20 protein-coding genes are annotated in these 24,099 nt (G+C 37.1%); 16 read left to right on the top strand and 4 right to left on the bottom strand.

The window, feature by feature from the left end; translation table 11 throughout:
- Positions 1–95 precede the first annotated feature (95 nt).
- The 3 genes from D569_RS0113240 to D569_RS0113230 all read right to left on the bottom strand — a co-directional run bounded on the left by D569_RS0113240 (position 96) and on the right by D569_RS0113230 (position 4,397).
- Positions 96–2,267, bottom strand: coding sequence for an endo-1,4-beta-xylanase (locus tag D569_RS0113240; protein WP_018932913.1), 2,172 nt, complete (start codon positions 2,265–2,267; stop codon positions 96–98).
- A gap of 365 nt (positions 2,268–2,632) precedes the next feature.
- Entirely contained in the window at positions 2,633–3,460 is an 828-nt protein-coding gene (locus tag D569_RS0113235) for an ABC transporter permease (RefSeq protein WP_018932912.1), read from the bottom strand.
- Positions 3,461–3,473: 13 nt separating this feature from the next.
- Entirely contained in the window at positions 3,474–4,397 is a 924-nt protein-coding gene (locus tag D569_RS0113230) for a daunorubicin resistance protein DrrA family ABC transporter ATP-binding protein (protein ID WP_018932911.1), read from the bottom strand.
- A 95-nt stretch (positions 4,398–4,492) separates the two neighbouring features.
- Here D569_RS0113230 and D569_RS0113225 point away from each other — a divergent pair, with 95 nt between their 5' ends.
- The 10 genes from D569_RS0113225 (at position 4,493) to D569_RS0113180 (ending at position 16,065) form a co-directional block, all read left to right on the top strand.
- Entirely contained in the window at positions 4,493–4,945 is a 453-nt protein-coding gene (locus D569_RS0113225) for a MarR family winged helix-turn-helix transcriptional regulator (RefSeq protein WP_018932910.1), read from the top strand.
- Positions 4,946–5,044: 99 nt separating this feature from the next.
- Positions 5,045–6,004 carry an alpha/beta hydrolase gene (locus D569_RS0113220; protein WP_018932909.1) on the top strand — a complete coding sequence of 320 codons (960 nt, stop codon included), beginning with the start codon at positions 5,045–5,047 and terminating at the stop codon, positions 6,002–6,004.
- Positions 6,005–6,396: 392 nt separating this feature from the next.
- The gene (locus D569_RS0113215; RefSeq protein WP_018932908.1) at positions 6,397–7,260 is read left to right on the top strand and encodes a hypothetical protein; all 864 of its coding nucleotides are present in this window, start codon (positions 6,397–6,399) and stop codon (positions 7,258–7,260) included.
- 579 nt (positions 7,261–7,839) lie between these two features.
- Positions 7,840–8,493, top strand: a complete 654-nt coding sequence (locus D569_RS0113210; protein ID WP_018932907.1) for a YesL family protein — start codon at positions 7,840–7,842, stop codon at positions 8,491–8,493.
- A 90-nt stretch (positions 8,494–8,583) separates the two neighbouring features.
- Positions 8,584–9,594, top strand: a complete 1,011-nt coding sequence (locus tag D569_RS0113205; RefSeq protein WP_018932906.1) for a LacI family DNA-binding transcriptional regulator — start codon at positions 8,584–8,586, stop codon at positions 9,592–9,594.
- Between the two features lie 277 nt (positions 9,595–9,871).
- Positions 9,872–11,176, top strand: a complete 1,305-nt coding sequence (locus D569_RS0113200; RefSeq protein WP_018932905.1) for an ABC transporter substrate-binding protein — start codon at positions 9,872–9,874, stop codon at positions 11,174–11,176.
- A gap of 109 nt (positions 11,177–11,285) precedes the next feature.
- Positions 11,286–12,179 (top strand): carbohydrate ABC transporter permease, encoded by an 894-nt coding sequence (locus D569_RS0113195; RefSeq protein WP_018932904.1) that lies wholly within the window; start codon positions 11,286–11,288, stop codon positions 12,177–12,179.
- A gap of 12 nt (positions 12,180–12,191) precedes the next feature.
- A complete protein-coding gene (locus tag D569_RS0113190) occupies positions 12,192–13,019 on the top strand; it encodes a carbohydrate ABC transporter permease (protein WP_018932903.1) in 828 nt (275 codons plus the stop codon).
- 46 nt (positions 13,020–13,065) lie between these two features.
- Positions 13,066–14,400 carry a GH1 family beta-glucosidase gene (locus tag D569_RS0113185; RefSeq protein ID WP_018932902.1) on the top strand — a complete coding sequence of 445 codons (1,335 nt, stop codon included), beginning with the start codon at positions 13,066–13,068 and terminating at the stop codon, positions 14,398–14,400.
- 63 nt (positions 14,401–14,463) lie between these two features.
- Positions 14,464–16,065: a glycoside hydrolase family 5 protein gene (locus D569_RS0113180; RefSeq protein ID WP_018932901.1), complete on the top strand. Its 1,602-nt coding sequence runs from the start codon at positions 14,464–14,466 to the stop codon at positions 16,063–16,065.
- Positions 16,066–16,297: 232 nt separating this feature from the next.
- Here the strand turns inward: D569_RS0113180 and D569_RS0113175 are convergent, their stop codons facing one another.
- Entirely contained in the window at positions 16,298–16,789 is a 492-nt protein-coding gene (locus D569_RS0113175) for a GbsR/MarR family transcriptional regulator (RefSeq protein WP_018932900.1), read from the bottom strand.
- Positions 16,790–17,037: 248 nt separating this feature from the next.
- On the opposite strand from D569_RS0113175, the gene D569_RS0113170 reads away from it, so the two are divergent.
- The 6 genes from D569_RS0113170 to D569_RS0113145 all read left to right on the top strand — a co-directional run bounded on the left by D569_RS0113170 (position 17,038) and on the right by D569_RS0113145 (position 24,069).
- Positions 17,038–18,234 (top strand): quaternary amine ABC transporter ATP-binding protein, encoded by a 1,197-nt coding sequence (locus D569_RS0113170; protein WP_018932899.1) that lies wholly within the window; start codon positions 17,038–17,040, stop codon positions 18,232–18,234.
- Positions 18,227–19,063: an ABC transporter permease gene (locus D569_RS0113165; protein WP_018932898.1), complete on the top strand. Its 837-nt coding sequence runs from the start codon at positions 18,227–18,229 to the stop codon at positions 19,061–19,063. Before D569_RS0113170 ends, D569_RS0113165 begins: the two co-directional genes overlap by 8 nt.
- 151 nt (positions 19,064–19,214) lie before the next feature.
- Positions 19,215–20,126 (top strand): glycine betaine ABC transporter substrate-binding protein, encoded by a 912-nt coding sequence (locus tag D569_RS0113160; protein ID WP_018932897.1) that lies wholly within the window; start codon positions 19,215–19,217, stop codon positions 20,124–20,126.
- Between the two features lie 686 nt (positions 20,127–20,812).
- The gene (locus tag D569_RS0113155; RefSeq protein ID WP_018932896.1) at positions 20,813–21,661 is read left to right on the top strand and encodes an SDR family NAD(P)-dependent oxidoreductase; all 849 of its coding nucleotides are present in this window, start codon (positions 20,813–20,815) and stop codon (positions 21,659–21,661) included.
- 22 nt (positions 21,662–21,683) lie between these two features.
- Positions 21,684–22,478 carry an ABC transporter ATP-binding protein gene (locus tag D569_RS0113150; protein WP_018932895.1) on the top strand — a complete coding sequence of 265 codons (795 nt, stop codon included), beginning with the start codon at positions 21,684–21,686 and terminating at the stop codon, positions 22,476–22,478.
- Between the two features lie 88 nt (positions 22,479–22,566).
- Positions 22,567–24,069 (top strand): hypothetical protein, encoded by a 1,503-nt coding sequence (locus tag D569_RS0113145; RefSeq protein ID WP_156822950.1) that lies wholly within the window; start codon positions 22,567–22,569, stop codon positions 24,067–24,069.
- Positions 24,070–24,099 lie beyond the last annotated feature (30 nt).

Below are 24,099 nucleotides of genomic sequence, written 5' to 3'. Positions count from 1 at the left end.
CTATATTAAGCAAAAGTATGCCTTATTAAGGATTGTTTTCATGAGCGATTAGGTTAAAAATCGGAACAAAGGCCCATCCCTTTGTTCCGATTTAATTATTGTCTAAGCTTTTTTCTTGTAATCAAGAATGAAGATGCTCCGACTAGTAGCAATATCATACCTAATACTAACCAATTGAATGTATTAGTTGAAGTATCAGGAAGTTCATTACCAACATCAGTATCCTCGCCATCAAGAGGATCTTCTCCGTCTACTGGATCTTCGCCATCAACCGGATCTCCTCCGTCTACCGGATCATCACCAACAACAGGATCTCCCCCGTCTACCGGATCCTCACCATCAATCAGGTCTCCTCCGTCTACCGGATCTTCGCCATCAACCGGATCTCCTCCGTCTACTGGATCTTCGCCATCAACCGGATCTTCTCCGTCTACTGGATCCTCGCCATCAATAGGATCTTCTCCATCTGCTGGATCCTCATTATCTATTCCCTCTGGCCAATTAACAAGAAGCGTATCTGGCTCATTATTAGATCCAACCTTTTCCACCTTAATCCAGTTGATTGAGAAGGCGTTACCGCCACCGCCTCCGCGAATAGCGATGTTACCAATCAGACCATCAGCAGGTTGTGACCCGTCTAGTTTTATTTCCGTTGTTAAAGTATAGCTTCCCATATTTACCATTCCACTGTTGAAATACGCAGGTATATGCTCAGCTACTTCATTAGCAGAATACTGATAACTGTTTACGTCTGCTCCATCTGCACTAGTATAACCACCATTTGAGTTATCTTTTATCCAACGTACCCGAATAGAGTTAGTACCTTTTGCGGTATAGTTGAAACTTAAACGGTATGTTGCGTCTTTTTCAGGAGTGAAAGCGACTTTACCCTCCTCATCTGTTGTGGACCATGGCCACTGGGATGAATCGTTACCTAGTATGATATTTGCTCCGGACCAACTGTCTCCATCACTCGTATCATATACATAGACACCGTCGATTTGTTTTTCTTCTTCGTCTGTAGCAGGTTCAATGTATTCATGGGTTGCAAGAAACTCTTCAGGGTATAGAATACCTAGCAATGCTTTTTTTGCATGTCCGTCATAGTCATACGGCATAGCAAATTCGCCACCCTTCCAGCCATCGCGTACATCTCTCACACCGGCGAGTTTCACTATTTCGATCACCTTTGGATTACCCGTAGTATTAGCTGGACCTACAGCATAATTGCGATAGATTTGGAACAATTCAGCATACTTCATACCCTGATTATTCTCATTTTCAGGAGTTAGTTCACCAGGTGGTAAAGCAATGTCCATCTCAGTAACATGAACCTTGACACCTGGGAGTGTCGAAAACAGTTTAATGTTTTCTTCAATGTCTTGGACATTAGTGGAGAGGTTATAGTGCCCCTGCATACCGATAACTTCAATCAGAGGTTTGCCATTTGGTCGGACATCTGCATACTTCTCATTAATATCTTTTACCATCTCATAAACAACTTGAGCTTTGTCACGAGAATCAAGACCAAAATCGTTGTAGATCAGTTTGACATCCCAACCATTGCTGTCAACAACTTCGGCTGCTTTCAAGAAAGCAAGTTCTACCCATTCCCAGTCTAGCGCCATGTACCAGCCTTCTCCTTTGGCTAAGGATGCTTTCCAATCGTCAGGGTTTGGGGTTCCAATAGCTTCGTTAACAACATCGATACCTTCAATACGACTACCATAGTAGCCGAGTACATTCTCAATATGAGTATGAAGGTTTTCAAGAGCAGTTTCTCTGTTGAATTCACCAGTCTGATCGTATCTTGCCGGTGGCGCGTCCCACATCCACGTAGGTGTCTGAGAATGCCACGCGAGAGTATGTCCATAAAAAAGCATATCTGGGTTTCTATCAGAATAGGTTTTCATCGCATTATCCGCACTGGTGTATGTAAAGGTCCCTTTTTCTTTTTGAGTATTCTCAGGCTTCATCTCATTACCAGGAGTATAGGAAGCGTAATTGTAAAGCAATCCTTCCAACTCTCCTTTGCCAAAGATACCAAAGGAGAAGTAATCTTTATATTGATCTTTTAGAGCTGGGTAATTTTCGTAAGTTAATCCTGTGGGAGGTAAGTCGTTGTTAGTAGCCGCGTTAGTAGTTAAGATGTTGTTATTTGAGATGGATGCCATCAATAGTATTGCCAGGAATAGTGACAAGGCTCGTCTAGATAAGGCTTTTTTAGAAACTGAAACGAGCTGTTTAAGAGATAAATTAATCTTCATAAAATAGTTTCCTCCTCTAAAAGGAATTTTCCCTCATTTTATTTTGAGCGGGTTTTCTCCATCTTCATCAATGCACAAATATTAAGCGCTTTCTTTTTTGGTAACTAAGAAAACATGTTTCATCCTCTCCTTTATATTTTTTAAAGTTTTTTTACTTGTATACTTGTATACCACCTCCAGTAGAGTGTGTCAAGCGTTTACTAATTTAACACAGCCACATCGGTATTTACTTGCTCTCAATATCTTCGCAGAGGGTTTGTGTTAAGGCTAATAAAAGTTGTTGGAGTCAAAGAGTTTTGGTATTGGTAATTTAAATAATAGAGGAAAACATATAACAAGAAAAAACCGGACAAGGTCCGGTTTTTTCACGCATGTGCTCGTTTAAAACTAATGGTTGCAATCGCGACAAAGACGACTGCAAATGCTAAAATAAATAAAATTTCTTCAAACACAGATACAGTTCTGCCAAAGACGGTAATATGTAACCCCATTGTCTCTTGTACTGTTTGAGATAGACTATCTACGTCAATCATAATTTTTTTCATCACGTCGACACCGTATGTAACAGGATTCAATTTGACAATGACATCGAGCCAACCTGGCATATTACTAACAGGAAATAGTGCGCCAGATAAGAATATCATCGGCATCACAATAATTTGCACGATCAGTTGAAATCCTTGTGTCGATTTAATCATACTGGCAAATAACAAGCCAACGCCTGATAATGCCGCACCAAGTAAGAACATAAACGGAATGACTTGAATCAGTGAAATAATGCTGTAGGATAACCCTAAAAAAGGAATGAGCAAAAACAAAATAACACCTTGAATGGTTGAAACCGTTGCTGCTCCTAACATTTTCCCAACAGCAATACTTACACGTGAAATTGGTGAAACCAAAATTTCTTTCATATAGCCATAGTTTTTATCCTCGATCACAGACATGGCGGAAAAGATAGCTGTCATTAATAACGTCATAGCGACAATGCCAGGGAATACAAATTCGACATAATTAAATCCGCTAGATTCTTCTCCAAAACCGCCCGACATCATGGTTTCCATTGTTCCACTTAAACCACCACCGAATATAAGCAGAAATAATATCGGCATCGAGAATGACCCAAGAAGTCGTGCTCGATCACGAAAAAATTTCGTTAAATCACGCTGCCAAATTGCTATGATACCTTCCATCAGCATTACCCCCTTATTCCTTAATTTTTCTTCCTGTAAAAGCTAAAAAAACATCGTTTAATGTAGGTTTACGAATATTTAATTTCGTAATCGGAATTTCTAATGTTTTGATGAAAGAAGAAATAAAGGCGTCACTACTTTCGACCTTGAGATGAATCGTATCATCTTCCACTTTCACTTCGACCGTTTCCATTTTGTCCTCAATTTCTTTTAAAGCAGCCTCATTATCCTCCGTGGACAATTCAATAATGTCACCACCAAGCTGGTCTTTAAGAGCAGTAGGGGAGTCGATCGCAATAATTTCGCCCTGGTCCATAATCGCCACTCGATCACTAATCTCAGCTTCATCTAAATAGTGTGTGGTGAGAAACATTGTAATACCTTCTTTTTCTTTGAGCTTTAAAATATATTCCCATAAGTGTGCTCTTGTGTTCGGATCCAGTCCAACAGTCGGCTCATCTAGAAAAAGCACTTTCGGATAATGAAGAAGTCCACGCGCAATCTCAAGACGACGTTTCATCCCACCGGAATATTCTTCTACACGCTGGTTTTGTTCATCGAACAAATCGACAATTTCCAGTACTTCCTGAATGCGTTGATCTCGTTTATTTTTAGGCACATTATAAAAACGACAGTGTAATTTCAAGTTTTCGTTAGCTGTTAATTTTTCGTCTAATGTATTTTCTTGAAAAATGATGCCGATGCTTGCTCGAACATCATCTTTTTGCTTTTTAGCATCATAGTCATTGATGATAATCTCTCCGGAAGTTGGCTTTAGCATTGTACAAATCATATTGATTGTCGTACTTTTACCTGCACCATTAGGACCGAGAAAGCCAAAAATTTCGCCTTCTTTAACATCAAAGGTAATTCCTTTTACCGCATCTACCTTTTTATAGGTCTTTGTTAAATCTTTCACGGAAATAATAGAATTCAATATGTAACCTCCTTATCAACTAAGATAGTTATGATATAATAACTATTATCCATTGTATATCTAATGAAGTCAATCTATATGAGGGAGCGAACTAGATGGAAGAACAAAATACATTAACAAATGAATTGGTGGAACAGGCATTAACTGTATTACCAATATTGACAAAAAAGATGTTTGGTACATCTCCGATAACGAAAAAAGAAGGACTTCACCCATCCCACTTCCATGTGTTACACATCGTGGAAAACATGGGGCCAATTCAAATGGCGGAGATTGCTAAAAAATTAGATATTAACAAATCAAACTTAACTCCATTGATTCGAAAACTGACGGAGAAGGAGCTTATTATTAAAACGAAGGATGAAACAGATCGGCGGATAACATATATTCAAATGACGGAAAAAGGAAAACAGTTTTCAACTGAGAAAAAACAAATTCTTTACCAAGTCGTGCGAGAACGTTTTGCCACATTAGCGGATCAAGATAAAGGAGCCTTAAAAGAAGCATTTATCACCATTAATGAGGTCCTGACATCATTAGAAGAATGAAAAAAATGTCGAAATTTTCCGGTTGTTCCAATAAAAAATCCCCTTTTCGAAGCAAATGCTTGTTATAATATGTATAAAGATGTCGAAAGGGGATTTTTTGTGAAGATAGGTAAAGGTTTAAAAATAATGATAGCGCTTTTCGCCATTTTATTATGCATAGATTTATTTGCTGGAAACTATTTTTATAACCTCGCCATCAAACGTGAACAAAAGACTTTTTTACAAGGAAATGAAGACTTGGAAGTATCCGCATCAGCGATGAACGTCTTTACCAAAGGCGGATGGCGAGACTGGGTGGCCAGTCAGAGTTTTGAAGGTTGGCAGCTGCAAACTTTTGATGATTTAACTTTAAAAGGATATTATTTACCGGCCACTACTGATACAAACAAAACAGTTATTTTTGGTCATGGTTATTTAGGAAAAGCCACAGATATGGGGTTATATGCGCAATATTATTATGAAGAGTTAGGCTATAATATCTTTCTTTTTGATATGAGAGGGCATGGAAAAAGTGAAGGAGATTACTTTGGTTTTGGCTGGCATGATCGCTTGGATGTTTTGGATTGGACAGATCAAGTTATTCAGCGTGTTGGAACAAATGCGGAAATTGTCCTACATGGGTTATCGATGGGGGCAGGCACGATGCTGATGGCAAGTGGAGAAGAACTTCCTCCACAAGTACAAGCGGTCGTTGCGGATAGTGGTTATACCAATGTATATGACCTTTTTCAATATCAAATGAACAGGATGTACAACATACCAGCATTTCCGGTATTACCTACAACGAGTATGGTCTCTAATATACGTGCCAATTACTCCTTTTACGAAGCTTCCGCTATTGATCAGGTAAAGAAGGCAGAGGTTCCGATTCTCTATTTCCATGGAAAAGAAGATACATTTGTCCCTTCCAGAATGGCAAATGAACTCTATAAAGAGACTAATAGTCATGCAGAAATCTTTTTATATGATGATGCCGGGCATGGTGAAGCATACGCACTTCATAAGGAAAAATATCAAACTAGATTGTCTGATTTTTTAACAAGATTTATAGATAAGTAGCAGATAGGTGATGAGCTCACCTATCTTTTTCATTAGTCCCTTGACTAACATCGTTCCATTTATTTTCGGGAAAACCTCTCGTTCTATTTGATAGATTTCCCCGTCATTGTATTTTTACCGGGAAAAATCAGCCTTTTCACAGGCACTTTTCCCGGTAAAACCACTTTTACGGGGAAATCTTACAGTTTTATTTAGCAGTTTTCTGATTCCTCCTGTTCGTACGCTGAATTAAAGAGTCGTTCACTGTGCAAGAATAAAATAGCTAAAGATCTCAAGAAATATTAGTGATAAAGCCTTATAGGAGATGATAAATAGTTTGTTATTATCAAAAATAGGGTATATTATTACTAAGTAATATTTTTGATATTAGATGGAAAATGGGGGAAATCGACATGAAAAAGAAATTATTGTTTGTCATTCTAGTATTGCTGTTATCGTTAGTAGTAATGGCGTGTACACAAGATGACAAAGATGAAAATGAAACAGAATATCCAGAGAATGAAGTAGAAGAACCAGCAGATGATTCAGAAGAAGATGCATCTTCCGAGGAAGAAATACCTACACTTGATCAAGAACAAGCAAAAGAAGTGTTGAATGAATACCAAGATAAATTTATGTCTGTCATTGAGAATACGGAGGATGATGGTGCTTTAATAGATTATGATTCAAAAGAAGCACTGAAAGAAGAATTCATGACCGTTATGTCAGAGGAATTAGCCGATTCATTTGGGTCTCACTATTTTGAAGAGGAAAATGATAAGGTATATGTTGTTGCAACTGAGGCACCTGTGTGGTTTGAAGAAGATAGTGATTTTAGTTTTGAACAAGTGAATGATGTAGAGTATGAGGTAACACAAGATCAATCAAATGAGTTAATCGGAAATGTAAGAATGACTTATGTGATTACATCAACAGATGATTCCTGGATTGTTAGTGAAGTAAGGTCTGAAGATTTAAACGGAGAAAACAATGAGAGTGAAGAAGGCGAAGAGCAAGCGTTAGATGAAAACAATACTGATAGTACCCCGGAAACGGATACGAGTGAAATTACGGACACTATAGCAGAAGATTTAGTAAGGAACCACCTTAATATTTCACAGAATGGTGATATCCAAGTCGTAATGGACCACAGAGAGGATGGCGACTTTGTCGTTCAAGTGTATGAATTAGTTTCCAATGGTGAAACAAGTCATACCGCAACTATTGGTTGGTATATTGTTGATCAAGAAGATGGGACAGTTGAAGAGAAGATGTAAAGAGAATGGTTGGAGACAGAATACTCAACCTAAGATAAAAAAGACGGACAATCACAGTTGATGTTCGTCTTTTTTGCTTGTAAGGAAAGTATATAAAACATAAGTATCTCAACTTTTTTAGAGATTTCAATACTATTTTTTAGTGTTTTTATGGGTTAATAATATGTTGTAGTGAGAGCTTAGCGAAGGCTGCCTACTTCAACTCCTGTGGGAATTGTTTGACCTGAAGATCGAGCGGGTTATGCTCAAAAAAGTAAGCTAAACAAACCCCACGGAAATGGAAGTGGGTAGCCGGAGTGATGGTCAAGTTGTTCAACTATTTCATCATTTGAGTGGAAAAATATCATTCTTCCTTAAATAATGGTATATAGAAGGAAGACAGAGTATTTCTCATTAAAAAAACATGAGATTAAGAGTTGATTAAATTAATTTAGCAGTTTATGATATTGCTATGGATTGGTTGTGAAAGTAAAAGATATGAGAGTAAGGCTTCTTTTTAACAGAAAGCGCTTTCTGTTAAAAAGAAGCTCATTTATTTAGAGTTAAAATTCTATTCATCAATAAGATTGGAGGTATTTTATGAAAAATGGTTCAATGGGAGGCTTGCATCTACTGTTTGAGTGGCTAGCAAAACTAGCTTATTTAAATATTTTATGGTTGATCTTTTCGTTAGCTGGATTGGTTATCTTAGGTGTAGGACCAGCAACTATTAGTGTGTTCACGATTGTAAGAAATATGCTTAGAGAGAATGAATATGGTTCTATTTGGAGGCAATTTTACCAAACCTACAGAACCGAATTTTGGCATGCAAATAGGTTAATGATTATCGTATATGTCGTATTTGCCTTTCTTTATATCGACTATACTATCATTCAAACCTTACCTTACAGTTTTTTGATAGATAAAGTTGTATTCCCCGCCTTATTATTACTTACAATGCTAGCAATTTTAGGTGCAAGTTATTTATTTGCTGTTTATGTACATTTTGAACTAGCTTTTTGGATGAACATAAAGTATGCATTAGTCATGATAGGACTTTATCCTTTATCGACTGTGATGATGATAGTTGGCTTATTTATATTTTCCATTATACTTAGTATTTTTCCAGCTATTGTACCTTTTTACATAATAAGTGCACCAGCCTTGATTATTTTTATGTGCGCCAATAGGGCGTTTGATAAATTTGTGCAAGCAAAGGCATATCATTCTCAGAAGCATTCACATGAAAGTTAACCTGTTCTGGAAATATTTTCAGAAAACTATTGACAAAAAGAAGAAGTCGCCATAAACTTAAAACGAAAGCGTTTTCGATAGGAGCATGAGATGACTACAATATATGATATTGCCAAGAAAACAGGTTATTCAATTACAACAGTATCAAAAGTATTAAACGATTACCCTAATGTTAGTGAAAAAGCAAAGGCGAAAGTGTTGGCAGCTGTAGAGGAATTGGGATATACCCCAAATTCTTCGGCAAGAACACTGGCAACTAATAAATCCTGGATGATTGGAGTAGTATTTGCGGAACATTTAGGTGTAGGGATGGCTCATCCATTTTTTAGTGAGGTAATTGAAAGTTTTAAAAAGCATGTAGAATTATACAATTATGATTTGCTATTTGTATCTAGAAAAATGGGCTTGAAAGAAGAAACTTATAGGCACCTAAAACATCGTGGTGTTGATGGAGTAGTAGTTGTACAGTCACTAGGTGATGACGCATTGGATTTCACGGAATTTAATATGCCAACTGTCTTTATCGATATGCCGGAAAAAGGAGCACATGCAGTCTATAGTGACAATAAACAAGGAAGTACGCTTGCAGTAGATTATCTGTATGGATTAGGACATCGCAAAATAGCGCATATTACTGGAGCGCAAACAATGTATACAGCGGTAGAACGAGCTAAAGGTTTTGAGTTAGCCATGGAGAAACACAATCTTTCTATACCGAGCAAATACATTGTGGATGGTGGCTATTATTCATATGAGGGTGGACGCGAAGCGATGTTCAGACTATTGTCATTAACAGATCGACCAACAGCGGTGTTTGTATCTGGTGATGAAATGGCTTTAGGAGCCATTAAGGTTATCAAGGAAGCTGGACTTCGTGTACCCGAAGATATATCTGTGATAGGTTTTGATGATATTCCTTTGGCTAAGCATGTTGATCCGCCGTTAACAACTGTGAAACAAGATAAGGAATTAATAGGTCACCAGTCTGCTGCATTATTGCTTGATGAGATTAATGAGCTAGGTAAAAATCGAAATGGAAAAGTTATTCCCGTACAGTTAATTAAGAGACAGTCCTGTATGTCCGTAGATCATATGTGGTAAAAAATAAGATAGCTCTTATTTTTTTACCGGTAATGTAAAGCGCTTTACATAATAAAAAAGTCACTACTGTTCGACAAAAAAACAATTGAAAACGCTTTATAATCTATATCTAGTCTTTCTATATAGATATCTTTTTATTGATAGTTCGTAAAGCGCTTTACTAATCAGAATTTTGTTATTTAGGTTATTACATGCTCCTATGGAAGTAACCAAAGTTTATGATTCAGAGGGTGTCATTTTGGTTGAATAGTTGTTAGTTAAATTGGGAGGGAAAACAATGAAAAAGCTATTATTATTAACTGTTTTAAGTATTTTGTTTGTTCTGGGTGCCTGCTCATCCCAAGAAAAAGCAGATTTAGTAGTTACCTCATTTACGGATGAGTTACAAGAACCAATTAATAAGTTTGAAGAATTACATGATGTAAATGTGGATTTGCAGATTATTCCTACAGAAAACTATACAACCACATTGCGGCCAGCTCTAGAAAGTGGTGAGGGAGCACCTGATGTATTTACTGGTGAAATAGTTTACTTGAAAGATTGGATTGAACAAGATTATTGGGCAAACCTGTCAACAGATCCATACAATGTTGATGCTTGGGAAGATGATTATATGGATTATGTTTGGGACTTAGGTAAGAACAGTGCTGGTGAGGTCAGAGCTGTATCTTGGCAAACGACTCCAGGTGGGATCTACTACCGTAGAAGTATTGCAGAAGAGGTATTAGGAACAGATGACCCGGATGAAGTAGGGGAAATGTTCTCAACAATGGATGGTTTAATGGATGTTGGCGAGAAAATGAAAGAACACAATTACCGTCTTTTCCCTGATGAAGGTTCTATTCAACCCTATACCAATGGTCAAGATCCACAGCCTTGGGTGAATGAAAATAATGAGTTAGTGATGACGGAAGCTCGGTTATCTTATTTTGATTATGCAAAGGAATTAAGAGATAAACAATATACTGCGTTAGCACCCGCCTGGTCACCTGCATGGTATGAATCTTTTGTAGGACCTATTAGTTACAACGTCGGTTGGGATGAGTTGGATGAAGATGCAGAAGACGCTGATAAAACAGAAGTATTTGCTGTTTCATTACCAACATGGGGATTGAATTCCGTATTGAAAGAAGAGGCAGAGGAAACTTCGGGTGATTGGGCGGTTACCAATGGTCCTACTCCATATTTTCAAGGTGGAACATGGATTGGTATGTACAAAGACTCTGAAAATAAAGATTTAGCTTGGGAATTCATACAAATGCTGGTTCATGATGAAGAATTTTTAACAGAGTGGGTAACGGAAACAACTGGTGACGTACTATCCTATCTGCCTGTGACAACCAAAATTAGTGAAGATTTCTCTGAGGAATACTTGGGTGGCCAAAACCACTATAAATTTTTCTTAGAAGAAGCTCAAAAAATTGACGCTAGTACCATCACGAAGTATGACCAGCAAATTGGAGAACTCTTCGGTACGGAAGTAGGTAACTATGTAGAAGGCAACGTTACAAAAGAAGAAGCACTGGAAGAATTTTATAACCAAGTGGAGAATGCTTTTCCTGAAGTAACCGTACCAGAATAAGTTTCATATGGGAGTACAAACCAGTTTCTTGTGCTCCCAGTTCTATAAATATGATTGAATTTCTTTATGTATCTTGTTACGTTACATCCTTTTTAGAGGGGGGATTAAAATGGCAAAAAATAATCGAAGAGCGTATTTATTTATTGCCCCGTTTGTCATTGTTTTTTTAATTTTTAATATCTATCCAATTTTCCTTACTTTTTATTACAGTCTTACAAACTACAGTGGTATGGGTGGTATTGCGAATGCAGAGTTTGTCGGAATTTCTAATTATGTAAGGCTTGTTACGGATACGTATTTCTATGAAGCTTTTCTAAATACAATTCAGATTTGGGGTTTTAATTTTGTTGTACAAATGCTTATTGCATTAGGGTTGGCTCTATTATTCTCGGATATACGGCTTAAATTAAGAGGCGTAAGTATATTTAGAGCTTTATTTTATCTACCAAATATCATAACTATCGCTTCAGTAGCACTCCTGTTTAATATTTTATTAGATTGGAATCATGGAGCATTAAATCAAATGTTGTTGAGTCTGGGGTTAATTGACAGTCCGATAAACTGGCTGAACAGTCCTGCTTACGCTCAGTCTGCCGTAGCATTAATCGGCGCATGGATGTGGTTTGGTAATTCTTTTATCATTTTGTTAGCAGGAATTTCTGGCATATCCCGTGATTATTATGAAGCGGCACTTATCGATGGAGCCAATTGGTGGAAGTCATTCACTAATATTACATTACCACAATTAAAGCCAATTTTGTTATATGTATTAATTACTTCTATTATTGGTGGGCTGCAACTTTTTGATTTGCCAATGTTATTAACTGATACAAGAGGAGCTCCTCAAGGTTCATTAAATACGATGGTACTGTATTTGTACAATCAAGCCTTTCGATATAATAATTTTGGTTATGGAGCTACTTTAGCGTACGGTTTATTCATTATAACTGTTATTTTTTCGGCAATTACTTTCCGTACAATGTATCGAAGAGAAGTAAGGTAGGAGGTGCCCAAAATGAAAAAAATCTCAGTGGCAAAAACGTTTATATATATTGCGTTAGTTTTATTGGTTGTTATTTGTTTTATCCCTTTTTACATGATGATTATAAATGCAACAAGAACAAATTCCGAGATATTGCAAGGGTTTACGGTCATTCCAGGAGCAGCGATTTTTGAAAATTATCAAACACTCATTAGTTATATGGATGTGTGGCGTGGGTTTACAAATAGTTTAATAGTTGCTGTTTCTGTCACGATATTAAATGCATACTTTTCAGCTTTAACCGCTTTTGCGTTAGTAGTGTACGATTTTAAATGGAAAAATGTCATCTTTGTTACATTTCTAGTTATGATGATGGTTCCAGGGCAACTTGGATTAATTGGATTGTATGATCTAAGTGAAGCATTAGGTATGCTTGATACTTACTGGCCACTGATCATTCCAGCAATTGCAGCTCCATTTACGGTGTTTTTCTTCCGGCAATATTTAATCACTACTATGCCCATGTCATTATTAGAGGCAGGTCGGATCGATGGAGCATCAGAAATTCATATGTTCCACCGAATTGTATTACCAATATTAATGCCTGCTATTGCAACAATGGGAATTTTTACATTCATCGGTTCTTGGAATAACTATATTACCCCTTTGGTTATTTTGCGATCTCCCGAACTTTTTACATTACCTGTGATGATGGGGGCATTGCGTGGATCACCGGTAGCTTCAAATTTGGGAGCTATGTACTTAGGAATTGCAATCTCTGTTGTACCGATTATGATAGCATTTCTGTTTTTATCTAGATATATCATTAATAGTATTTCTTCAGGGGCTGTAAAAGGATAGTAAAATAGCATCGTGTAACGAGAATTTACTATAGGAGGACTATACGTTGAAAAATTTTGATTCTACATTTACTTTTGGCACAGCTACATCTTCTTATCAAGTAGAAGGAGGAGCATCTCAAGACGGGCGCTCCCCATCTATTTGGGATACTTTTGCTGACGTGCCTGGCAAGGTATATCAAGGAGATAATGGTGCAATTGCATGTGACCACTATAATTTATATAAAGAAGATGTTCAGATCATTAAGGAATTAGGAGTAGAGAGTTACCGTTTTTCGATTGCCTGGCCAAGAATTTTCCCGGAAGAAGGAGTTTATAACGAAGCAGGCATGCAATTTTATAAAAAGCTGATCAATGAATTAAAAGCTAATAACATCAAACCTGTAGTTACTCTGTATCATTGGGACTTGCCTCAATGGGCACAAGACCAGGGAGGATGGGTATCGAGGAAATCACTTATATGGTTTCATGATTATGCGAATAAAGTGTTTGAGGAGCTTGATGGTTTAGTAGATAGCTGGATAACCCAGAATGAGCCATGGTGTGCCGCTTTTCTTGGCTATCATCAGGGGGTTCATGCACCAGGGCATAGAAATATGGAAGAGGCTCTAAAAGCTGCCCATCATATTTTAGTATCTCATGGTCAAACGGTGAAACTATTAAAAGAAACATATCAATCATCGACTCCAATTGGTATTACGTTAAATTTAGCACCCTTTTACTCGGCAGGAAATAATTACAATGATGAGATCGCCAAAAACAATGCGGACGGTTATACTAATCGCTGGTTTTTGGACCCTATTTTTAAAGGAAGCTATCCTGTCGATATGATTAATTTATTTTCTAAATATGTCCATGACTTTTCATTTATCCATAAAGAAGATTTCGAGACAATATCTGTTGAGTGCGACTTTTTCGGAATAAACTATTATAGTCGAGGATTAATCGAATTTAATAGTGCTAGTGATTTTTTATTTGATTCTGCTTATTCAGATTATCCCAAAACCGGGATGGGGTGGGATGTATCACCGAAAGAATTCCAAGAACTTATTCGAAGGCTGCGTACTGAATATACAGACTTGCCAATCATTATTACTGAAAATGGTGCTTCCTATCCAGATCAATTGATGGAGGACGGAACTATTCCTGATGCAGAAAGAACGAAATATATTAAAGATCATTTGCAAGCTATCGCTGCATTAAATGAAGAAGGTATGCATATTTCAGGTTATTTTGTTTGGTCTTTATTCGATAATTTTGAATGGGCATTTGGTTATGATAAAAGATTTGGAATTGTCTATGTTGATTTCGAAACCCAGAAGCGATTCTTTAAAGACAGTGCGAAATATTATAGAAATGTTGTTCTTGCTCGAGAAGTGTAATATAGACGCAATTGTTGAAGGTTTGGGAACAGTTTAAATTAAACGGAAGGGCGTAGATTACAATTGCAGGATAAAGTAGAAGGTTTTTTAAAAAGAGAGGGAAGACGACTTGTTAATGGCAATGGAGAAGAGATTTTCTTAAAAGGTGTTGGTGTAGGGAATTGGCTTTTGCCGGAAGGTTACATGTGGAAATTCTATGACAAAGCGGCTAGTCCACGTCAGATTGAATCACTAATTTCGGATTTAGCGGGTGAGGATTATGCTAAATCTTTTTGGCGGGAATTTAGAGATCATTATATTACGGAAGATGATATCAAGCGGATGAAACAAGAACAATGGAATTCTGTTCGGTTACCAATTAATTCCCGTTTTGTTTTAGATGATAATGGATCTGTGAAGGAAGAGGCATTTAGATTAATAGACACTTTTATTGATTGGTGCTCCAAACATCGACTATATGTAGTGTTGGATTTGCATGGAGCGCCTGGAGGGCAAACTGGAACAAATATTGATGACTCGCCAAATAATTATCCAGAGTTATTTACGAATAGACAATATCAGGAACAAACTATTGATTTATGGAAATTTATTGCCCAACGCTATAAAGATAAATGGATTGTTGCGGGCTATGACTTATTAAACGAACCATTGCCAAATGAATTTCAATATAAGTTTAAAAAAGAATTGATTGAGTTATATAAGGAGCTTATCTTAGCAATTCGTGAAGTAGATCAACAACATATGATTATATTAGAAGGAACTCATTGGTCCACAAACTGGGAGATTTTTGATCATTTATTTGATGCCAATGTTTCGTTGCAATTTCACAAGTATTGGAGTAGTCCTGATGTAGAGGGGATAAAGCAATATTTAACCAAACGTAATGAATTGCAAGTACCGATTTATATGGGAGAAGGTGGAGAAAACAATTTAGGCTGGTACCAGGCAGCGTTTCAATTATATGATGACTGGCAAATATCGTGGAATTTTTGGGTGTGGAAGAAGCTAGGTACTACTAATTCACCATGTTCTATCAAGCCACCACAAGATTGGGAGAAGATTCTTGAATACCTGCATGGTGGTGACAGACCGAATAAAGATACCGCAATAGCTATTTTTAATGAATACCTTGAAAACATAAAATTCAAAAACTGTACATATCATGAAAATGTGGTGAGATCAATAATGAGACGTGTTCCGATAAAGTTGGAGGCAGAACATTATGGTTATAAAGGTGAAGGAGTTTCTTATCATGCTGAACGGAAAAATAATGGGATAGAAGGATTTCGAGAAGATGAAAATATTACGATTTCCAATTTGACCACTTCGGAGTCATCTCTCGATTTCTTTTACGATCAGAGTCATAACCGTATGGCGAATGTGGAGATGTGTATAGCGTTAAATAAGGACGAGTGGGTTTGTTATGAGGTGAATAATCAAAAAGAATGGATTCCGAAAATAGCAATAAGAGCATTCGTTGAAAAATATGTCAAGATGGAATTATTGATTAATGAACAACTTATTAAAGAGTTTTCAATGGAGGGTGATAGTAAATGGCGAATGTTTAATGCGATTGGGTCAATGATTTCTTCACAAAACCAATCTCATATTAGGATGAAAGTGTTAGAGGGAAGTGTGAGATTAGACTGGATACAAGTTGAATAAATCTAGTATTCCATTTGAAAGGTTAACTGAGTGATAATATAATCTACCTATAAGTGGCCCTTAATTTCTGTCCATAGGCTCTTGGCAAGGAAAAATAGGAGATGCGGATAAGATTTGCAGGACTATCAAATAGGATTCGTTTATTTATGATTGTTCAGCAACTGGAATATGCGCTAATCCTGAGAAGAATCGGGCGAAATATATTCCAGTTGCTTGAGAAATTTATATTAAATTAAAGAAAATCATTCTTCTTAATATTCGAAAAAACCGTTTCAAGCGAGCGATGAAAGGAAATTGCTTCTTGAATTTTATGCTCAAATAATTCCTTTTGTTCATGAGGATAGCGATCTAGATCCTCTTGAATGTCTGCTAAGTTGTTAATTTGCAGGTTGAGTGACTCGAGCCAGCGATTAACGTAGGTTTTCATGAACTTCTTATACAAATCCTCACGAGCTTCATATAAGTCTTTTCGCACACCTTTTTGAAAGACACGTTCGACTAAATTAAATTCCTGCAACCTGCGAACGGCATAACTCATTGCCGTTTTACTTTTACCCAGAGCATCTTTCATTTGGTCTAAAGTCATGGGAGCTCCATTTAAATAAAGCGTAACAAATAATTGCGCTTCTGTTTTATTTAAAGAAAACATTTCAAGTGTTTTCGAAAACTCCGAAATGATTTGATTGTTTACTCTTTCTAAATTAGCATCGGCTTTTAGTGTCATAAAAGTATGATAACCCCTTTCAACTCTCTTATTAATATCTTTACACTACATAAATAAAAAATCAATGTTAACACTAAGTATATGGTAAAAGTAAGGATTTCCATTTGTAAAGTTTAAACTTTACAAACGTAACAAACGGAAAAATAAGTGTATAACGCTTGAAATTCACAAGTAAAACCTTTAGCATAGTATAAGTGATGCATAAAATGACGGGAAAAGTCGAATATAAATTGAGGTGATATAGATTCATGTCTGTCATTAGTGTAAAGAATTTGTCGAAAATTTTCGGCAAGAAAACAAAAGAAGCTCTCTCATTATTAGATGAGGGATATGCAAAGGAAGAAATTTTAGAAAAAACAGGATGTACAGTCGGTGTAAACCGTGCGACGTTTGAAGTCGAAGAAGGCGAAGTATTCGTTATTATGGGACTTTCTGGTAGTGGGAAGTCAACACTTGTACGTTTATTGAATCGTTTGATTGACCCTACGGAAGGTGATGTTGAAGTAGGTGGAGAAAATCTTGCGAAGGTAGGGAAAGAAACATTACGTAAAGTCCGTCGTGAAAAAATGAGTATGGTCTTCCAAAAATTCGGATTATTTCCTTTCCGTACCGTGTTAGAAAATACGGAGTTTGGGCTGGAAATTCAAGGGATCAATAAGGAAGAGCGTGCTGAGAAAGCTAAAGAAGCTTTAGAATTAGTAGGATTAGGAAGTTTTATTCACCAGTATCCAGATCAGTTATCAGGCGGTATGCAACAACGTGTTGGTTTAGCTAGAGCCTTGGCAAATGATCCGGAAGTTCTACTTATGGATGAAGCTTTTTCTGCATTGGATCCATTAATTAGAAAAGATATGCAAGATGAGTTATTGGACCTTCAGCAAAAAATGAAGAAAACGATTATCTTCATTACGCATGATTTGGACGAAGCATTACGGATCGGTGACCGAATTGCACTGATGAAGGATGGTTCCATTGTTCAAATTGGTACGCCGGAAGAAATTTTAGTAAATCCGGCCAATGACTATGTCGAACGATTCGTTGAAGATGTTGATCGCTCCAAAGTATTAACAGCAAGTCATATCATGAAGCGACCTGAGACGGTTGATATTGAAAAACATGGTCCAAGAGTTGCGCTAGAAAGAATTCGTGAGCAAGGCTTGTCAAGCATCTATGTGGTGGATCGTTCTAGACAATTAAAGGGCTATGTCACAGCTGATGACGTTAAACAGGCTCGGGATAATGAACAAAAAGATTTACACAGCATTCTACGTACAGACATGCCTACAGTAGGATTAGAAGCACCTATTCATGAAATTTTTGAAATTATTCATGATGCGCCTGTACCTGTAGCTGTTGTGGAAGATGGCAAGATGAAAGGCATCATTGTACGAGGTGCAGTAATCGCAGCATTAGCAAATGGAAATGGGGTGACGGAAGATGCTTAATTTTATCCCCGAGATTCCAGTAGCACAGTGGATTAATACAGCTGTTGATTGGATGAAAGATACATTTCAATTTATTTTTGATCCGATCAAACAAGATTTTGGTCAATTTGTTGAAACGACTGCAGATTGGTTGAGTCAAATTCCTGCACTAATTGTCATATTAATCGTTGCTCTTATTGCTTTCTTTGTATCTGGCAAGAAATTTGGATTAGTTGCTTTTTCTATTATTGGTCTCTGGTTTGTCTATAACCAAGGCTTATGGGAAGAGTTAATGTACACATTCACATTAGTTCTTTTTGCCAGTTTAATATCGATTATTATCGGTATTCCAGCCGGCATATGGATGTCAAAGAGTAAATGGGCACAAACAATTATTACGCCAATATTAGACTTTATGCAGACGATGCCTGCTTTCGTTTATTTAATTCCTGCCGTTGTATTTTTCGGAATTGGAATGGTACCAGGTATTTTTGCATCTGTTGTATTCGCAACGCCTCCTGTTGTCCGTTTTACCAATTTAGGTATTCGACAAGTATCCAATGAGTTAGTGGAAGCTGCTGACGCATTTGGTACAACAGGATCACAGAAGCTGTTTAAAGTAGAATTACCAATGGCCAGAAAAACGATTATGGCAGGTGTAAACCAAACGGTAATGCTTGCGTTATCTATGGTTGTAATTGCATCAATGATCGGTGCACCAGGACTTGGTGATAAAGTATTAACAGCTCTGCAACGTTCACAAGAAGGACCTGGGTTTGTAGCAGGTTTTGGTATCGTTATTTTAGCTATTATTATTGACAGAGTTTCTCAAAACTTAAATAAAGGCTAAGTTTAATAAACATAGCAAGATTAAGTAACAGCAAACTGGTTAGATGAAATATGTTAAGACATTGTGAAGTTTTTAAAGTTATGGTGATAAACATATCCAGGTTAGCCTGGATATGTTTAAATATAAATTTTTAAAAAGGGGAGGTCTATTCATGTTAAAAACATGGAAGTCTTTTGGATTAATGGCAGTATTAACTTTAGTGTTTGTACTTGCAGCTTGTGGTGCCGGTGATGAAGGTGACGATGCTACAGGTGATGAAGGCAATGATGAAACAGCTGCTGTAGGTGAAGGTGAGGAAATTGAACTAGTGTACGTAAACTGGGACACTGAAATTGCCTCTACACATGTTGTTGGAAAAGTCTTAGAAGATTTAGGATATGATGTAAAACTAACATCTATTGAAAATGCAGCAATGTGGGAAGCAGTAGCTAATGGTGAAGCTGATGGTATGGTTGCAGCATGGTTACCAGGAACACATGAATCACAATATGCAGAATTTGGCGATCAAGTAGTAGAATTGGGGCCAAACCTTGAAGGAGCAAAAATTGGTCTTGTAGTACCATCTTACATGGATGTTGACTCTATTGCAGATCTTACAGATGAAGCAGGTCAATCGATTACTGGTATTGAGCCAGGTGCCGGTGTGGTAAGTGCTGCTGAAAAGGCTCTCGAAGAATATGACAATTTAAGTGACTGGCAAGTACAAACATCTTCAAGTGGTGCAATGACAACACAACTTGGAGAAGCAATTGAAAATGAAGAAGAAATCATTGTTACTGGTTGGTCTCCACACTGGAAATTCTCTGAATATGATTTGAAATATTTAGAAGATCCAGAAGGTGTATTTGGTGAAGCAGAAACAATTGAAACAATGGTTCGTGAAGGACTAGAAGAAGATTTACCAAACGCATATAAAGTGTTAGATCAATTCGAGTGGACAGAAGAAGACAGTAACTCTGTTATGCTTGAAATTAACAATGGTACAGATCCAGAAGACGCTGCAGCAGATTGGGTTGAAGCTAATTCAGAAAAAGTTGCTGAGTGGACTGAAGGTGTAGAATAATTTATAGTTGAATTTGAAATCCTCCTCGCAGGAAGAAGCGAGGGGGATTTTTTGTTACGCGGGCGCTCTGCGCTTTTCTTATCAGATAGGAAAGTATATATAATACGCGGCATGATAGTGTTTTTGTATCATAGGTGGTCATTTTGAAATTATATGTAGACGGAAAGCATTGCTCCGGCTGCCCGCTTGCCTTTCCGTGGGGTTTTACCTTCAGCTAACTTTTCCAAGCAAAAACCGCTTGAAAAAGTGGATCTTCAGGTAATACAGTTTCCACAGGAGTTGAAGCGGGCGGCCTCCACTATGAAAAGCTCTACAACGTAAGTGACAGCTAACTTTTTGAGGTTTTATACCATGTAAAATAAAAGACGTAATGTCCGTACGTTAAAAAATGTAGAACGTTATTTAGCGCAGGCGCCCACTTCGACTCCTGTGGGATCAGCGTGATCTGAAGATCCACTTTTGTAAAGCGATCTTCTTTACAAAAGTTAGCTGAAACACGCCCCACGGAAAGCGAAGTGGGGAAGCCGCAGCGGTTGTTAAACTTTTTATTCATGTCAAAATAACTACTTTGGACAGGACCGGGTGGGCTTCCACGGTTTTTCTTATATAATTATAAATGGCCCGATACCACATGAGACAAATATGTTAAGATATAGCTTAATACATATGATAGGGGGATGAACTTCGTGAAGATAGTACTTGTGACAGGTTCAGGTAGTGGTTTTGGCTTCATAACGACACTGGAATTCTTAAAAAAAGGTTACAGAGTGATAGCGACAATGAGAACATTACAGTCACGTGATGAATTAATCGAAAGAGCCGAGAATGAACAGCTAGCATCCCAACTAGATATTATGGAAATGGATGTAACCGATGAGCATCAGATTCAATATGTCAAAGACTACATAGAAACCAATTATAAAAAGCTCGATGTATTAGTTAATAATGCTGGCTTTTGCCAAGCTGGATTTATTACAGATTTAACCACAGACACTTTTCAGAAACAGCTGGATGTAAATTTGCACGGAGTTTTTCGTGTCACCAAAGTAATGTTGCCATTATTAGAACAAGCCGATAAGGCAAATATCATTAATATAGGCAGTGTTAGCGGATATGCAGGTTTTCCAGGAATGTCTGCTTATTGTGCATCAAAGTTTGCTTTAGCAGGTTTCAGTGAAAGTTTACGAATCGAATTACTTCCGAAACAGATATTTGTCTCCTTAGTAGAAGCAGCATCGTATCAAACGGAAATTTGGAATAAGAGCTTGTCCAGTATCGACCAATTGGAGATGGAAAAAGACCCGATGAAAAGCGCGGTTCTGTCTTACGCACAACAAGCATCAAAATCTAGTGCAGATCCGAGTGAAGTTGCTTCTTTGATAGCCTCGATATGCAGCAGAAAACAGCCAAAACTCCACTATCCAATTGGTAAAGGGGCGAGAATGATAGCTTTTGCCAAACGTCTTTTACCATGGGCCTGGTTAGAAAAAATCATATTAAAAAAATTAAAACATGAAAAAGGAAATTTATGTTAGGATGGGTGTGGAGGTGAATATTGTGTCAGAAGATATTATTCTATCACTAAAAAATGTAGCTAAATCTTACGGAAGTACTCGCGTGTTAGAATCTATTAATCTTGATGTCTATCAAGGTCAAATTATTGGTTATATCGGTCCGAATGGGGCTGGTAAAAGTACAACCGTCAAAATCATGTTAGGCTTGATCACTGAATTTGAAGGTGATATCGAAATATTTGGTGAGAATATTAAAACAAGTGGAGTAGCGTATAAGAAACGGATTGGCTATGTTCCGGAAAACGGAGAAATTTATGATAGCTTAACACCTATGGAATATCTTTCTTTTGTCGGTGGACTATATGGAATGGATCAGCAGGTGATTATCCGAAAAGCAACAGAATTAATGCGTTTATTTGAGTTAGAAGATGTACTACATACAAGGATATCATCTTTTTCTAAAGGGATGAGGCAGAAAGTTCTTTTTATAGCTAGTATTATACATAACCCGGATTTACTCTTTCTAGATGAACCATTAAGTGGCCTCGACGCCAACAGTATGATGATCGTCAAAGAGATCTTAGATCAGTTAGCAAATCAGGGAAAAACGATTTTTTATTCCTCACATATTATGGACGTCGTTGAAAAAATCAGTAACCGGATTGTATTGCTTGCTGATGGTCAAATTGTTGCCGATGGAACATTTGAACAGTTACAGAAGCAGAATAAAGAAGGCTCACTTGAGGAAATTTTTAATCAACTGACAGGATTTCATCAGCATCAAGAAATAGCCAGTTCTTTTGTTTCTATCGTGGAAAATGGTGATAGCGATGGATGATTTCAGATCATTGAAAATGCTAGATAAATTCCAGTCGCTGTTTCAAAAAGCAAAAGTCGATTATCCGATGATGCGGGAGATCCTGCAGATGAAATTAACGATGGATACGAGAAGAGTACCGACGATCTTTAATGATTCGAACTCAGATTCCGGTAATCAATTTCTGAAATCACTTGGTATCTATGCTTTGATGGGATTAATCCTGATTGCTTTCTTATTTGGTGATCAGTATATCTTTCAAGTCAGCATTATGTATGCTATTGTTATGTTTATTATCATGACATCGACCATTTCTGATTTCTCTAGTGTATTACTAGATGTTCGCGATAAAATGATTATAGGAACAAAACCAGTTGATTCGAGAACGGTTAATACGGCCAAGGTTGTCCATATTACCATCTACTTATGTCAACTAACGATTGCGTTTACTGCTATTCCAATGGTCATTGGGTTGTTTAATCAAGGGATTATATTCTTTTTATTAAGTCTAGTTGTACTGCTTTTTGTTAATTTATTGATTCTGATTATGACAGCATTGGTGTATATCATTATCCTTCGTTTTTTTGACGGAGAAAAGTTAAAGGATATTATTAATTATATTCAAATTCTCTTAAGTATTTCCATGATTATCGGCTATCAATTAGTAGCCCGCTCCTTTGAGTTTGTTGATTTGAATGTTAACTTTAGTTTTGAATGGTGGCATGTATTGATGCCGCCGATTTGGTATGGAGCGATATATGAGATTGTCTTAAATGGTGTAACAGATCTGTCGTATATCATACTCGCGATATTGGGTGTGATTATACCACTTATAGCTATTTTCCTTTATATCAAACTGATTCCATCTTTTGAGCGCAACTTGGAAAAGCTTTTATCTAACAGTGGAAAACATAAACAAGCAAAAGAATGGTGGAGTCGTTTTTGGTCCAAGCTATTTGTTTGGAATCGAGAAGAACAAGTTTTCTTTGATTTTGCTACCAGAATGTTAAAAAATGAACGAGACTATAAGTTAAAGGTTTATCCAACAATCGGAATGGCTTTCATATTTCCATTTATTTTTCTCATTACGGATTTTACTAGTCGCTCTCTCGACGAACTACGTGATGGTAACATGTATTTCTCGATGTACTTTAGCTTAGTTTTGGTTCCAGCAGGCATTCAAATGCTTCAATTTTCTACTAATCCGAAAGCAGCCTGGATATACCGTGCAGTACCGGTGAAAAATGAAAATGTTTGTCACCGCGCAGTATTAAAAGCTTTTTTAGTTCGGTTGTTTATTCCGGTTTATCTCCTATTAAGTGTGTTCTTTTTAGTGATTTTCACAGAAAGAGTTTTGTCTTTTTTAATTGTACTTATGTTAGTTGCTGCTCTTTATAGCAGGATTTGTTATCAAGTATTTCTTAAAAACGTGCTGCCTTTTTCCGAATCTTATCGAGTCGGTCAAAGTAAACAAAGCGGTGAAGTTTTAGCACTCCTAGCACTAACTATAGCTTTGGGTTTGCTTCATTATGGAATGACGCTTATGACATTCGGACCCTATATTTTAATCGGTGTTCTACTAATTATCAATGCGATATTGTGGAGGAAATAAGAAAAATCATCCCCAGCAAGGGGATGATTT

Source organism: Gracilibacillus lacisalsi DSM 19029, from assembly GCF_000377765.1.
Classification (GTDB): domain Bacteria; phylum Bacillota; class Bacilli; order Bacillales; family Amphibacillaceae; genus Gracilibacillus; species Gracilibacillus lacisalsi.
The sequence above is the reverse complement of the archived record's forward strand: the minus strand, read 5'-3'. Positions and strand labels throughout refer to the sequence as shown.